The following is a 13,994-nucleotide window of genomic DNA, read 5'->3' as shown; positions in this document are numbered from 1 at the left end:
TCGAAGTCGGTGAGGCGACGTGTCTACGAGGTGGCTCAGTTCGGGAGCGAGAACTCGATCGCTGCGCCCTGACCGAAGCCAACACACTCGGTCGCGATACCGCGCTCAACGCCCTGCTTGTTCATCTCGTGGACGAGCGTGACCGGGAGCCGTGCGCCCGAGGCACCCAGCGGGTGCCCCAGCGAGATTGCGCCGCCGTTCACGTTGAGCCGGTCCATCTCGATGCCCAACTGCTCGGCCGAGTAGAGACACTGGGAGGCGAACGCCTCGTTAATTTCGACGAGGCCGTACTCGTCGATGTCGCGGCCGGAGCGTTCGAGCAGCCCCTCAGTCGCCGGAATCGGGCCGACGCCCATCTCGGTGGGGTCGACGCCGGCGACGAAGTTCGTGCCGACCTCGGCCAGCACGTCGAGGTCGTGTTCGTCGGCGTAGTCGCGACTCGTGAGCAGGACGCCGGCCGCGCCGTCGGCGATGCCGGAGGCGTTGCCCGGCGTGACGGTGCCGTCCTCTTTGAACACGGTCGGCAGTTTGCCGAGCGTCTCCATGTCGGTGTTACGGATGCTCTCGTCCGTGTCGAAGGTCCCATCCTCGGTTTCGAGCGGGACGATTTCGTCGTCGAAGCGGCCCTCCTCGGTGGCCTTGCGGGCGCGTTCCTGACTGCGGAGGCCGTACTCGTCCTGCTCTTGGCGGGAGACGCCGTACTCCTCAGCGACCTTCTCGGCGGTCATCCCCATCGAGAGATTCTCCATCCCGTAGCGCTCGTCGAGTTCGGGATACATCGTGCCGCTGCCGCCGCCCATCTTGACGCGCGACATCGACTCGACGCCGCCGGCGAACATTACGTCACGGCGGCCAGCCGCGATGGCGTCGGAGGCGCTGATGATGGCCTGTGCCGAGGAGGCACACTGGCGGTCGATGGTCGTGCCGGGGACCGACTCGCCGAGCTCCGAGAAGATGGCAATCTGGCGGGCGATGTTGCTCGACTGCTCGTCGCGCTGTTGGGCACAGCCCCACATCACGTCGTCCACGTCGTCGGGGTTGACGCCCGACTCCGAGAGCATGGTGTTCACGAGCGGAATCGAGAGGTCCTCGCTCCGGATGTCAGCGAGCGCGCCGTCTTCTTTCCCTTGGGCGGTTCGTTTCGCACTCACCACGACCGGTGTGTTGTCCGTCATGGCCCACACTGTGCGAGCATCTATCATGAATCCTCCTGTTCGCGGCGAGAATGGACGAAAGCAGTCAGCAGTGCTGGGCGATACGAGAGCGACGAGAGAAGATGGGCCGGCCCGGATTTGAACCGAGGTACCGAGGACCCGATCCTCGAAGGATACCAAGCTACCCCACCGGCCCGCACCCATAGGTTTGGACAGTCGCGCTTAACGGTTGCGACTCGATACGATTACAGGGTGTAGCGCTCGACGTAGCGGGCCGCAAACCGGGCGGAGGCGAGCGCGAGCACGACACCGAGGACGACCGGCGCGAGGAGCCCACCCCACTGGACGACGGCAGTATCGAGCCCGGCGATAGACTGGCCGAGCGAGGTGAACCCCTCCGCGACACCCGTCAGGGGGCCGCCGACGTAGGCGAACGGGAACGCGAGCAGACCGCCGACGAGCGCAGCCGTGACCGCACGCACGGCGTCGGGTGCAAGGCCGGCAGCGACCGGGACGCCGACAGTCAGCCCGACACACACCGAGTAGAGCACCATCGCGGTGAGCGTCGGTGGCGTCGCCTCCCGACCGCGGGCGACGCGCACCGCATCGGTTCGGGGGAACAGCATCCCGATGCCGGTGGCGACGGCCGTGACGGCGGGAATCCCGAGCCCCGCGACCGCGAGCATGAGCGCCGCCTCGCCGAGCGCGTAGTCGGTCGCGAGCGCGAGTACCAGCACAGCCGGCAGGACAAGCCCACCGATGACGACGCCGGGACGGACGAGTCCACGGAGATACGTCCGCCCGTCGACGGGGGAGGTGAGCGTCAGCGGCAACACCCGCCCCTCGTCGCCGAGGGGATTGAGCGTGAAGGCCGCGCCGGCGACCCACGGGAGCGCGACCGCGAACCCGGGGGCGAACGCGGCCGTCGGGACCGTGAGCTCACCGAACACCGCCTGCAGCAGAAAGGAGCCGGCGATGACGAACGGGAGGATGAGATACGAGAGCTTCGCGGGCGCACGTCGGGCGAGTAGGACCGTCCGCTGGGCGATATGACCCGACTGGCCCGAGCCGAGGGGGAGCCGACCGAGCAGCCCGAGCCCGCTCGCGAGCGGGTCGGTGCCGACGCCGTCGACGGTCGCTTCCTCCGTCTCGATTTCGGGCGTAACGGAGTCGCCGAACCAGAAGGCCGTGGCGACGCGACTCGCGAGCGAGACGCCGGCGACGACGACGAGGCCGGTCGCGGCCACGCCGCCGGCCGCGTGTACGGGCGAGGTACCGACAGGGAGCGCGAGCGCCGCGAGGTCGGCAGCCCAGCCGACGGGGACGAGCCCGAACCCGCTCGTCCCGCCGCCGGACGACTGGATAACGGTGTAGCCGCCGAAGAGGAGAACGGCCGCGAGCGTGCCGAGCACCGTGCGGTGGCGGGCGAGAGTGGGTATTCTGGCGACGGCGAGTTTGATAGCCAGCCCGAGCACGTGTGCGAGCACGACCCCGCTGGCGAACAGGAGCGCGACCGCGACCGCGACGAGCGGGACGGTCGCGACGGAGCCGGTCGTGTACGCGAGCGCGAGCGTCACGACGAGCACCGGGACCCCGATGTACGCGGCGATGCGGGCGAGCTCGGCGAGGATAAGCCCGGCAACGGCCGTCGTCGGTCGGACCGTCGTGAGAAGGTGGTCGCCGGCGTCGGGGCGTGGGTTCACGGTGACGACCCGCTGGGTGATGATGGCGACGACGAACAGCCACTGGAAGGTGATGGCGCTCCGGACGCCTGCACCGATGGTGAATCCGGAAAGGTCGGGCGACTGCGTGACGAGCAAATACGAGACGGCGACGGCACCAGCGCTGAACACGAACAGCCCGAATCCGAGCCCGAGAATCTGTGAGAGTCGGCCGGTGACCTGGCGGAGGCTCCGGCGAAACTCCGTGCGGGCGATCGTGAGCCCGCCCGCGAGATGGCCGATGACCATCAGAGCTCCTCGTCGGGGGCGGTCTCGGTCACGTCGAGGAATACGTCTTCGAGCGTCTTGTCGCCGTCCTCGGCGTCGACGCGGCGTTTTAATTCGGTGGGACTCCCCTCGGCGACCAGTTGCCCGTCCGAGAGCACGCCCACCGTGTCGGCGTGTTCGTCCACAACCGGGAGGATGTGTGTCGAGAGGAAGATGGTCGTGCCGCCATCGGAGAGTTCGTCGATGAACGCACGGATGGTGCGGGCCGCCCGGGGGTCGAGCCCGGCGGTCGGTTCATCTAAGAAGAGTACGTCCGGCTCGTGGAGGACGGCCTGGAGGAAGGCGGTCTTCTGGCGCATCCCCGTCGAGTAGGTGTCGATGCGGGTGTCAGCGTCCTCGGCGAGGGCAACGCGGTTGAGCAGGTGTTGGATCCGCGACTGTGGGTCCGTGAGGTCACGCAGGCCGGCGGCGTAGGTGAGCTGTTCGCGGGCGGTGAGCTCGTCGTGAATCGGCGGCTCCTCGGGGAGCAGGCCGATGTGGTCGATGAGCTGTGCCCGGTCGGTGGTCGGGACGCCGGCGACAGTCGCCTCGCCGGAGGTCGGCATCGTGAGCCCGGTGAGCAGTCGCATCGTCGTAGATTTGCCCGCGCCGTTGGGACCTAAGAACCCGTAGACGCTCCCGTCTGGAATCGAGAGGTCGAGCGCATCAAGCGCGAGCGTCTCGTCGTAGCGTTTCGTGAGCTGCTGTGCGGTGATTGAATCCATGTTCAGGGCGTCGTCGTGATTCATGGATTGCTGGTGACAAGAATTTGGTGCACGGCGGGTAGCGAGGCCGCGCACCTCCGGCTGCTCACTTCGCGCTGGCGACGGTCGGGACTGTCGTGACGGTGTGGAACGGGTACGTGTTGTTGTGAAGCAGACGGGCCGTTTGTGACCGAGTGGCTCCATGCTGGGTAGCATGATGGCTCTCTACAGTAATTGAGAAGACAGATACATGATCACGGAGCCTCATACCGGGGCTCGTAGACGGAACGATTAGTAATTCTCGGCACAAACTAAGACGATGGTTAGCGTGGATTCACACGGACGAATCGTCCTTCCCAACGAGGTGCGGGATCGGCTCAGTATCACCCCTGGAACTGAGGTCGAGATCTACGAAGAGAACGGGAAGATAGTGATTGAGCCGGCGGACAGCCCCGAGCAGCGTATCGAACGCATGGAGCGGCTCGTTGCAGAAACGGCCTCCGAACAGGGAGACACAACATCACTTGCGGAAGGGCCAGCCCCCGTTGCCCAGAAACATCGGGACGCGATTCGACGAGGGACCGAAGAGTCCGACAGCGGGTAACAGAGAACCCGTATCTGTTTGATGCCGGTTCATCACGTTCGCCCACGTAGCTGCTCTTGATCGTGCGGCTGTACAGTTGACCACGGTAGGTTCAGTAATTCGGAGTGAGATATGCACGACGAACGATGGCGAGTAATACACCTGAGACAACGATAGTACGGGTGTCACAGAAGGGGCAGGTCACACTCCCGCAAGAGTTACGAGAGACGTTCGGGATTGAGACGCCGGGAGAAGTGTTCGTCTACGAAGAGCACGGTCGTATCATCATCGAGCCGGTTCCGTCACTGGATGAACTACACGGAATCCACGCTGGCGAACACAAACCCGGAGACGTGCTAGAGCGGGTTCGGGAGATGAAAGATGCCGAAAAGCGCAAGTAAGCAGAGCGAGCAGAACGACTCCGCCCGTCTGAAGACGCATGAGTGCCGGCTCCATCTTCGACACGGAAGCGATCATCGCCTTCCTGTACAACGACCCCGGCCACGAGGTCGTTGCTGAGTTGCTCAGAAAAAAGATGCTCACCGGCGACACAGAGGGCGTCCTGACCGCCTGAATCCGAACACACCCGCCAAGACAACACTCCACCGGCCCCAGTCATCGTTACTCATCTCCCCCAATCTAAAGACACGAACCGTGCTACCGGCTACTGAGATGTATCGACTCCCAGTGCCGGCGCTGTCACGCCGCGTCCGGTATGCCGGCGTCCTCGCCGTGGCTGTGTTCATCGCCTACTACTCGCTGACCGGGACGCCGCCGGGAGCGCGGTCTGGTGGCCCGCTGTGGGACAAGTATCTCCACTTCGTCGCCTACGCCGGCTTGGGAGCGACCATCGCGTACGCGACGTTTGACCGCCCGCTCGTGGAGCGCGTGATACTCGTGCTCGCAACGGCGGGGCTGTACGGCGTCGCCATTGAGCTGGCACAGGGCGTGCTTCCATCGCGGTACTTCAGCATCGGCGATATGACCGCAAACGTGTTGGGCGCGGCGCTGTCGCTGACGTGGCTGCTCATCGAACGGAGAATTCGGTACGTCTCCGTTTAGCCGAGGAGCCCGAGCGATTCGAGCTCTTCGGTGACGGCCGCGGCGGCCTCGGAGGCGTCGTCCGTCGTTTTTCCGCCCGTGATGACGAGCTTGCCGGAGCCGAACAGCAGCACGACCACGTCCGGGTCGTCCATGCGGTAGACGAGCCCCGGGAACTGCTCGGGTTCGTACTCGATGTTCTCGAGCCCGAAGCCGATGGCGATGGCGTTGAGGTTGAGGGTTGCGCCAAGGTCGGCCGTGGAGACGATGTTCTGGACCGTAATCTCCGGGTCGTCATCCACGGGGATGTTCAGCTCGCGCAGGCGGTCGAAGGCGATGGACAGCGCTTCATGCACGGCGTCGATGCTGTTTGCGCCGGTACAGACCATCTTCCCCGAGCGGAAGATGAGCATCGCTGCCTTCGGCTCCTGGAGTCGGTAGACGACGCCGGGGAAGTTCTCCGGGTCGTAGCTCGACCCCGTCAGGTCGGCAGCGAGCGTGTCCAGATCGAGCTCCTGTCCGATGCCTGTCGAGGCGACCACGTTCTGTATCTCGATGGTGTCGGCTGGATTAGTCACTATAAGTAAAAGGACCGCCCGGGTATATAAAAGAACCGTCGAACGTCGATGAGGTGGCTAAAAGCCGTTTATCATAGCCCGGTGGAGTGCTTTTTACCCCGCTTAGGTGCTGAGACCGTCAGTTGGTCGTCTCATCGTCACTCTTGACTTCGGGAGGCACCTGAAGTGTCGGCGGGAGGTCGACAGATTCGGCGGTGAACTGGTAGGCACGCTGGCGCGATTCCAGCGAGACCGCGTCGGTCAACACGATGTCTTCGCGTGCCGAGTGGACGAGTCCGTCCGGCCCGACCAGGAGGCGGGCCTCGTAGGATTCGACAGCGTCGGGATCGTACTGACTCCCGGCGTACGTCTCGGTCGTCAGGCGAACCATCGACTCGCCGTCGACGGTGACCGACGCAGCGGTGAAGTCTCCGGTGGCGAGCAGTTGTTCGAGGACACGGGAGTCCGTGGCAAGTGACCGAATCACCCTGTCGAAGGTCTCGGTCCGGTTCTGGTAGCTGTCGAGTTGGACCGTCTCATTCGCGACGACGTAGTTGCGGACGGTGGTCGCGTTCGCGCTCACGAACTCCGTCGTATCGGTCCCCTCGATGGTGGTGTAGCTGGCCACGAAATTAACCCGGGAGAAGTTCGCGGTGGCGACAGCCCGCTCGCGAGCCGTGACCTGCTCGCCGTCGAGCGACATGTTGGTGGTGAGGACGCTCACACCGGGCGTCGCGGCGACGCGGGCCTCGTGGGCGGCCGCGGTCGCGGAGGCGTTCACCACGCCGGCGGTCGTAATCCCCGGGGCGAGTTGCTCGGCATCAGCCGGGTCAGGCGTGGCTGTTGGTGTTGCAGTTGGCGTCGGTGTCGACGTGACTGTTGGTGTGCCTGTCGCTGTCGGGGTCGTCGTCGCGGTCGGTGACGGGCTTGGTGTGGCCGTCGCGGACGAGCCTGTGAGCCCGCTACAGCCGGCGAGCACGAGGAGGGCGGCGACGGCGAGGGTCGCGACGAGACGGCGCGGGGTAGTGGCGGACACAGTGGTCGTGACAGTCGAAGAAACAAAATAGCGTTGGGGCCGGCAGAGAGTGGTTGGATTTATTCGCCCGTCTGTGTTGGAGACGGTATGGTAACGGCTCGCCGCGTCGCCGACCTCGTCGCCGACCGCCCGGCGCTCGAATCGGCGATTCGGACGACGCTCGACGCGGAGGAACCGTTCACGTTCGACGACCTCGCCATTGATTCGGGAGCCTTCGGTGAAATCGTCGGGGCGGGCATTGTCGAGGAGGTCAACGACGGCTACCGCGTCGCCGACCGTGAGGCGGTGGAGAGGGGGTTAGCCGGCAACGTCGAGCAGGAGACCGAAGATAGTCAAGGATGGTCGCTCCCGCGACCTGACCGCCGTGTTGCGGGTGCACTCGCCGGGGCGCTCGCGCTTGTGGCGGTCTTTCGGATTGCCTTCGCGTTTGGCCCAGTGTTTCAGGATGGTACCGTCGTCTTGTCTGCAAACGACCCCTACTACTACCGCTACTGGGTCGAGCAGTTGCTCGCGACGCCGGATCTGACGCTGTCGACACTGCCCGGAGGCGTGACGCAGGGTGAGCCACTCTACGTCGCGACGATGTGGCTGCTCGCCTCGCTGGTGGGTGGCGGGGCGGGGGCGACCGGTCAGATCCTCGCGTGGTATCCTGTCGTGTCGGCAGTACTGTCGGGCCTGCTCGTGTATCTGCTCACGAAGCGCGTGACCGACGACACGCGAGTTGCGCTCGCGGCCGTCGTGTTCCTCGCCGTCCTGCCGGGGCACGCGATGCGGACGAGTCTCGGCTTCGCCGACCACCACGCCTTCGACTACCCGTGGCTCGGCGTGACGGCCCTCTCGTTGGTCACGCTCGTCGTGAACGACGTGCGCTCGCGGGCGACCACGCTGGGCGTCGTGGGATTGGCCCTCGGCGTTGGCGGGCAGGTGCTCGCATGGAGCGCCGGTCCACTCCTGATTGTCCCTATCGGGATCATTGCCGCGGGGTTGGCCGTCGTCTGGGTCCGGGCAGGCAAATCGCCGCTTGTCAGTGGGGCCCCAATCCTTGCGGGCCTACTCGGTGGGGCGGGGTTGGTGTGGCTCGGCCACACGACATTCGACTGGCACACGACGGTCGTGGCGACGGCTCCGGCACTCCTGTTTGCGGGGACGGCGGTCGTGTTTGTCGTGACCGAGGTCGTGGCGCGGGTGCGCCCAGACCCACGGCTCGCTGGTGGGGCCGTCGTTGCGAGTGGGGTCGCGAGTCTCGTCGGGGCTATCATGCTGTTTCCGGACGGGTGGGAGACACTTCGCACCCGGGCGAGTAGACTGCTATTCCGAAGTGATCGGATTGCCGAGACGGCGGGGCTGTTCTCGGACGCCCAGGGCTGGCTCCTCCTGCTTGGCTTCGCCCTGTTTCTCGCGCTGCCGGCGCTGGTGTGGGCAACGGTGCAGGCGACGACCGAGGACCGCTGGCTCGTTCCAGTGGGCTACGGCTGGGCGTTCCTGCTGCTCGCGATGGTGCAGGTACGGTTTGTCGGTGAACTAGCGACCTTCGTGGCGATCTTCGCCGGGGTGGCATTCGTGGCGCTCGTTGAGCGAGTCGACGCTGTCCGGCCACCTGTCCCGGACGTGCGTGACTCCATCGCGCTGCCGACCCGCCAGCAAGCCGGGGCGATTGTTGCGGTCTTCCTGCTCGTCGGCGGGCTTGGCGTCTTGCAGGTCCCGATAAAGACGAATCAGCTGACGACGCCGCCAGAACGCTATGCAACTGCTGACTGGATGGCCGACCAGACGGCCCAAGCCGAGTGGGAGGAACAACCGGAGTACGTGTTCAGTCAGTGGAGCTACAACCGGGCCTATAACTACTTCGTGAATGGGGATTCACGCTCGTACGGCTACGCACGGTCGAACTTCGAGCCGTTCCTCACGAGCAACGAGAGCCAGGCCTGGTACGACCGGCTCTCCGGGCGGGCGGGCTTCGTTGTCTTCCCGACCAGCTACACCGAGGAGCCGTCACCGGAGAGTATCGGTGCACGGCTCGCCGCCTATGGGAGCCAGACTGACGGCGGCGACGGGCTCGCCCACTATCAGGCCGTGTACGAGTCATCGACGGACCAGTATCGTGTCTACACGCTGGTTCCAGGGGCGACGCTGACTGGGACGGCCGAGGCAAACGAAACCGTGACGGCGTCCGTTTCGGTTACCGGGGAAGGCTTCGAGACGACATACGAGCGAACGGTCCAGACGAATGGGGTAGGGGAGTACAGCGTGACCGTGCCGTACGCAGGAACGTACACGGTCGGTGAGACGACGGTGCAAGTGTCGGAGAGTGCGGTTGAGGATGGCGAAGCGGTGTCGGTATAGGCTCCGGCGGTGAGTCGGCAAACCCTTTACACATGACTCAGTGTGTGAATGTATGCAAGCAGTCGTTATTGCGGCCGGGAAGGGGACGCGACTGCGCCCTCTCACCGACGACAAACCGAAGCCACTCGTCGAGGTTGACGGCCAGCCAATCCTGGAGTACTGTCTCGACGAGTTGGTCGAGTTGGGGGCGACGGAGCTGTATATCGTTGTTGGTTACAAAAAAGAACAGATTATTACGCGCTACGGGGACGCGTACGAGGGCGTCCCGATCACGTACTGTCACCAGCGCGAGCCACTCGGGATTGCCCACGCACTCCTGACCGTCGAAGAGCACATCGACGACGACTTCATGCTCATGCTCGGGGACAACATCTTCCGAGCGAATCTGGAGGACGTGGTTGACCGCCAGCGAGAGGACCGCGCCGACGCGGCGTTTCTGGTCGAGGAGGTGCCGTGGGACGAGGCCTCGCGGTACGGCGTGTGTGACACGAACGACTACGGTGAGATTACCGCTGTTGTCGAGAAGCCTGACGACCCGCCGTCGAACCTCGTGATGACCGGGTTCTACACCTTCTCACCGGCGATTTTCCATGCGTGTCATTTGGTGCAGCCGTCGGATCGCGGCGAGTACGAGATTTCCGATGCGATTGATTTGCTAATTCACTCCGGGCGGACAATTGATGCGGTTCGAATGGACGGCTGGCGGATGGATATCGGCTATCCGGAGGACCGCGATCGGGCCGAGGAGCGGTTACAGGACGGCGAACAGCAGGTGGCCAGTGCGTCCGACGGCGAGAACTGACTCAGCAGTTGAACCTGTGAATTGTGTATAACGTTGTATTGAGAGAGCATATTCATTCCAGCGCCGGGACGCCACAGTTAAGCCGCTGCTCCGGCTGAGACGAACTAATGAGTGGGCGGTGGGGCTACCGAATCGTCAGCGTTGGTGGCGCGGCCCTCCTGACAATTGGGGCTGTCGCAGTCGCCAACAGCGCCATGGTCCAGCGGCTCTTTTCCCTGTTACCCGTCGTGGGGTCGCTGCCGTTTGATGGGGCAGCCGGAGCAGAGTTCGTGTATGAGGCTGCAATCGCGACCGCCGTTGTTGTTGGCGCACTGTTTCCGCTGTACAAGCCACGGCCACGCCGGATCCTCGATACGTGGTTTTACGCGCTCAAGCGTGTCACGGTTGCGCTGCTCGCGATGGCGACGATTGGCTACGCGGATGCGACGTACGCGCTGCCACGAGCGACGCTCATCGTGACGGGCGTGGTACTTGTGAGTACGGTGCCGGTGTGGTTTGTCGTGATTCGGCAGCGACCACGGGCAGATGGCGAGCGGACAATCATCGTCGGGGACGACCCCGAGGTGATGGCAGAGATACTGCCGACGATTGACGGGGCAGTGCTTGGCTACGTATCGCCCCCAGTACCCGATTCGGAAGCGGCGTTCACGCCACGCGCACCCGAACTGACTGACGGCGGAACGGCAGACGCGTTGATGGACGTATCGAATCTTGGGGGACTCTCACGGCTTGACGATATTCTCGTTGACTATGACATCGATACAGCCATACTCGCGTTCACACAACCAGACCGCGCAGAGTTCTTCGGCACATTAGACACCTGCTACGAGTACGGAGTTATGGCCAAGGTCCATCGCACTCACGCTGACGTAGTGTTGACTAATGAGCCGGGCGACGGCCTACTGGTAGAGATTGATCTTGAGCCATGGGACTGGTTCGACCGGGTGACGAAGCGACTGTTCGATGTGGCGTTTGCGGGGACGGCACTGCTCGTGTTGAGTCCGCTTCTGTTGGTGATTGCTGTCGCGATAAAGCTCGACAGTCCCGGCCCGGTGTTGTACCGGCAGACACGGACCGCGACCTTCGGTGATACGTTCACTGTCGCGAAATTTCGGAGCATGGTCACCGATGCTGAAGCGGGGAGTGGCGCGACACTCAGTGAGGAGGATGACGGTGGTCGTGACCCGCGTGTGACGCGAGTTGGTGGGTTCTTGCGGCGAACGCATCTCGACGAGATTCCACAGTTGCTCGCCATCTTACGTGGCCAGATGAGTGTTGTTGGCCCGCGTCCGGAGCGACCAGAACTCGACAGCGAGATGGAGGCGGGGACGGATCTCTGGCGGCGACGCTGGTTCGTGAAGCCAGGGCTGACGGGATTAGCCCAGATTAACGATGCAACGGGGTTTGACCCGGAAGAGAAGCTTCGCTACGATGTGGCGTATATCCGTTCTCAATCGTTCTGGTTCGATCTGAAGATCGTCATTCGGCAGTTGTGGATTGTTGCGAACGATGTGACTCCGAAAACGAACGACCACGGGTAGGAACATGACAGTCCGTGAACGAGCAGAGCTCCAGCATGTGGTGTGAAGAGAGCTTGGATCTCGGATTGAGCGGTCAGGGTCCGATAGACTAGGGCACACTGCTTGGAAGGATCGAAGGAGATCCTCGACCACTGGGTCACCTTCGTCGGTAAGCCATCGGTCTCTCCGACGAACAATGCCGCAGAGAACGCGGCTTGTGAGCCAGTGGTTCTCCGAAAAATCATCGGAACGCTCCGTAATGACTGAGGAATGTTTGTTCACGAGACGGTCTTGTCCCTGCTGGCGACGTGGCGCCAGCAGGGACGTAATCCATACGAAGAGCTTCGTCGAGTCGTCAATAATAATGAGATGATTTCACGGACTCACGCTGTCCAGGCTGTCGGGATCTTGGCGTAAACACGTACCGCAGGCTTAGATAGCAACACCAAGTGTACTACCGAGCTCATTCTAAACGACTGCGAATTTCGCGCAGTTCACAGGTATCCTCTCACGAAAAACACTGAATTGACAATCGATTACATCACTCCAACAAATCGATACAACACCGGAATCGACACGTGTCTCTACTCGCTGCGACAATCGCCTACCTCGTTGCCGATCTTATGTACGGACTTGTCCAAATGGACGAGCCGTTGCCTACGTACGATCGGCGTGGCCGCCTCATCGAAACCTCGCTCGTCGCAGCCGTCGTGATGGCAGGGGGTGGCTGGTCACACTAGCCGTCCTCAACCCTCTCTAGACGGGCCTCGGGGGGCTCGCGGTGTACGACCGGCTGTCCATCCGTATATTCGCAGCGTTCTGGTTCCTCGGGCGACCGCTTCTCCCCTCGATCGCGGTGAGTGGACTGTAGTTCATCATCACGGTATTCTTGCTCGTGGTGTGAACGTTTTCTCCAGAACATGCCGGTTTCTGACTTTTTACACGCACTCAATATTCCGTTTGCTGTGGGGAACACAATCGCTATCTTCGCCAAGACGTACATTGTGATTACGGTAACAGACAAAGGGCGGAGCAACCAATAGAAACAGCGTGAGTGAGAACGGATCCCTCCGGCCCAACTACCTACTCCCCGGCCCGGAACACGAACGCGAGCGGGGATCGGAGCGCGAACAGTCACAACGCCACAACGATGCTGTCGCTACCGAGGATGTGTCCACTGACGGCCCCCTGGAAATCATTCATTGACCGGGAGTAGCCCGTCTAAAGTCAAGTTGTAGAACTAGACGTATGACTGGCAGCACTCGCCGCAGCAGTTCACCGACACCGGCAGCCACGATGACGTGAAGGCCGATCTCGAGAGCCGTGTCCTCGAACCTAGCGCATTGCGATGGGGACGACCGCTTCTCGCGGTTCAGTGTCAAGTCTGAGAGCGGCACCATGCTGTATGGCCCACTGGGAGCGGGAAAGAGGATGTTCGCGAGAGCGCTTGCTGGCGGACTCACTGTCCGGTTCGTCGATCTCTCCCCGGCATGCATGACGTCGAGGTGGATCAACGAGAGCAGTGACCGGGTGAATACGCTGTTTGACAAGGCAAAACAGATTGGGCCGTGTGCCATCTTTTTTGACGAAACCGAACACCTGTTCGGAGCGCGCGAATAGTCAGGGAAGGGTTCGCATGCTAAGGACCGGAAGATTACCAGCGAATTTCTCGCGCAGCTCACTCACGAGGACTGTGAGGCTATCGTGGTTGCGGCGACGAACCGACCGGATGATATCGACCGGGCGGTCCTTCGACCGGGACAGTTGGCTGCACACTTTGAGATTGGCTTTCTGGACAGGGAAGCTCGTACCGCCACCTTCCGGGCGCATTTGACCGATATGCTGTTGTCACTCTCGGATGCTGAGTACCCGAATCTCGCGACGCATACGGCTGGGATGCGGGAGCGGATCTCGCCGACTTCGTTGACGAGGCCAGATAGAACGGGGCTGACCGCGATGCTCGCGTTGATTCGTGACGACTTCCCATCGACTGAGGACTTCCAAGTAATAGCGACAGAGCGGGAACTCGAGACTAACGATTCCCAACGGTCGATGAGGGGGAACGGCGGGGACAAACCTCGGGATCCGGATGTCGCCGTCCGTTCGGGGCAGATGATGACGGCGGGTCCGACGCCTCGGCCATCGGTACCAGTAGAAGCGCTTCTTAGCCATCGGTCCTCTCACTTCATCCTGTACTGCCCGGACCTCACAGCGCGGACGTTCCATCGCAAGTTTCCTACGTTACGCTTTTGAATGTAGCCGTTCA

12 protein-coding genes, 1 tRNA gene and 2 pseudogenes are annotated in these 13,994 nt (G+C 62.9%); 9 read left to right on the top strand and 6 right to left on the bottom strand.

What is annotated here, in order from left to right; translation table 11 throughout:
* Positions 1-35: 35 nt before the first annotated feature.
* The 4 genes from DM818_RS08730 to DM818_RS08715 form a co-directional block, all read right to left on the bottom strand.
* The gene (locus DM818_RS08730) at positions 36-1,175 is read right to left on the bottom strand and encodes a thiolase family protein (RefSeq protein WP_153952579.1); all 1,140 of its coding nucleotides are present in this window, start codon (positions 1,173-1,175) and stop codon (positions 36-38) included.
* Between the two features lie 102 nt (positions 1,176-1,277).
* A tRNA-Pro gene (locus tag DM818_RS08725) sits at positions 1,278-1,350 on the bottom strand.
* 49 nt (positions 1,351-1,399) lie between these two features.
* Positions 1,400-3,124 (bottom strand): hypothetical protein, encoded by a 1,725-nt coding sequence (locus DM818_RS08720; RefSeq protein ID WP_153952578.1) that lies wholly within the window; start codon positions 3,122-3,124, stop codon positions 1,400-1,402.
* Positions 3,124-3,867 carry an ABC transporter ATP-binding protein gene (locus tag DM818_RS08715; RefSeq protein WP_172977309.1) on the bottom strand — a complete coding sequence of 248 codons (744 nt, stop codon included), beginning with the start codon at positions 3,865-3,867 and terminating at the stop codon, positions 3,124-3,126. The genes DM818_RS08720 and DM818_RS08715 overlap by 1 nt, the downstream gene beginning before the upstream one ends.
* 298 nt (positions 3,868-4,165) lie before the next feature.
* On the opposite strand from DM818_RS08715, the gene DM818_RS08710 reads away from it, so the two are divergent.
* From DM818_RS08710 to DM818_RS08700, 4 genes are all read left to right on the top strand, one after another.
* Positions 4,166-4,450 carry an AbrB/MazE/SpoVT family DNA-binding domain-containing protein gene (locus DM818_RS08710; protein ID WP_153952576.1) on the top strand — a complete coding sequence of 95 codons (285 nt, stop codon included), beginning with the start codon at positions 4,166-4,168 and terminating at the stop codon, positions 4,448-4,450.
* A gap of 125 nt (positions 4,451-4,575) precedes the next feature.
* Entirely contained in the window at positions 4,576-4,830 is a 255-nt protein-coding gene (locus DM818_RS08705) for an AbrB/MazE/SpoVT family DNA-binding domain-containing protein (RefSeq protein ID WP_153952575.1), read from the top strand.
* A gap of 38 nt (positions 4,831-4,868) precedes the next feature.
* Positions 4,869-5,003 carry a hypothetical protein gene (locus DM818_RS15300; protein WP_268891822.1) on the top strand — a complete coding sequence of 45 codons (135 nt, stop codon included), beginning with the start codon at positions 4,869-4,871 and terminating at the stop codon, positions 5,001-5,003.
* A 98-nt stretch (positions 5,004-5,101) separates the two neighbouring features.
* Entirely contained in the window at positions 5,102-5,491 is a 390-nt protein-coding gene (locus DM818_RS08700; RefSeq protein ID WP_153952574.1) for a VanZ family protein, read from the top strand.
* Here DM818_RS08700 and DM818_RS08695 read toward each other — a convergent pair.
* Together DM818_RS08695 and DM818_RS15090 are read right to left on the bottom strand one after the other, a co-directional pair.
* A complete protein-coding gene (locus DM818_RS08695) occupies positions 5,488-6,048 on the bottom strand; it encodes a TATA-box-binding protein (protein ID WP_075937142.1) in 561 nt (186 codons plus the stop codon). The two genes, DM818_RS08700 and DM818_RS08695, sit on opposite strands and share 4 nt — an antisense overlap.
* A 118-nt stretch (positions 6,049-6,166) precedes the next feature.
* The gene (locus tag DM818_RS15090) at positions 6,167-7,063 is read right to left on the bottom strand and encodes a hypothetical protein (protein WP_153952573.1); all 897 of its coding nucleotides are present in this window, start codon (positions 7,061-7,063) and stop codon (positions 6,167-6,169) included.
* A gap of 87 nt (positions 7,064-7,150) precedes the next feature.
* On the opposite strand from DM818_RS15090, the gene DM818_RS08685 reads away from it, so the two are divergent.
* From DM818_RS08685 to DM818_RS15385, 5 genes and pseudogenes are all read left to right on the top strand, one after another.
* Positions 7,151-9,406, top strand: a complete 2,256-nt coding sequence (locus DM818_RS08685) for an STT3 domain-containing protein (protein WP_153952572.1) — start codon at positions 7,151-7,153, stop codon at positions 9,404-9,406.
* 52 nt (positions 9,407-9,458) lie between these two features.
* On the top strand, positions 9,459-10,208 hold the full coding sequence (aglF, locus tag DM818_RS08680) for a UTP--glucose-1-phosphate uridylyltransferase AglF (protein ID WP_153952571.1): 750 nt from the start codon (positions 9,459-9,461) through the stop codon (positions 10,206-10,208).
* 107 nt (positions 10,209-10,315) lie between these two features.
* A complete protein-coding gene (locus tag DM818_RS08675) occupies positions 10,316-11,749 on the top strand; it encodes a sugar transferase (protein WP_153952570.1) in 1,434 nt (477 codons plus the stop codon).
* A gap of 4 nt (positions 11,750-11,753) precedes the next feature.
* A pseudogene (locus DM818_RS08670) lies at positions 11,754-12,145 on the top strand (IS66 family transposase); the annotation flags it as partial.
* Positions 12,146-13,126: 981 nt separating this feature from the next.
* Positions 13,127-13,981: pseudogene (locus tag DM818_RS15385) on the top strand (AAA family ATPase).
* The last annotated feature ends 13 nt before the right edge of the window (positions 13,982-13,994 follow it).

This window comes from Halosegnis longus (assembly GCF_009663395.1).
Classification (GTDB): Archaea; Halobacteriota; Halobacteria; order Halobacteriales; family Haloarculaceae; genus Halosegnis; species Halosegnis longus.
Note: the sequence above shows the minus strand (reverse complement) of the source record. Positions and strands in the feature narration are given on the sequence as shown.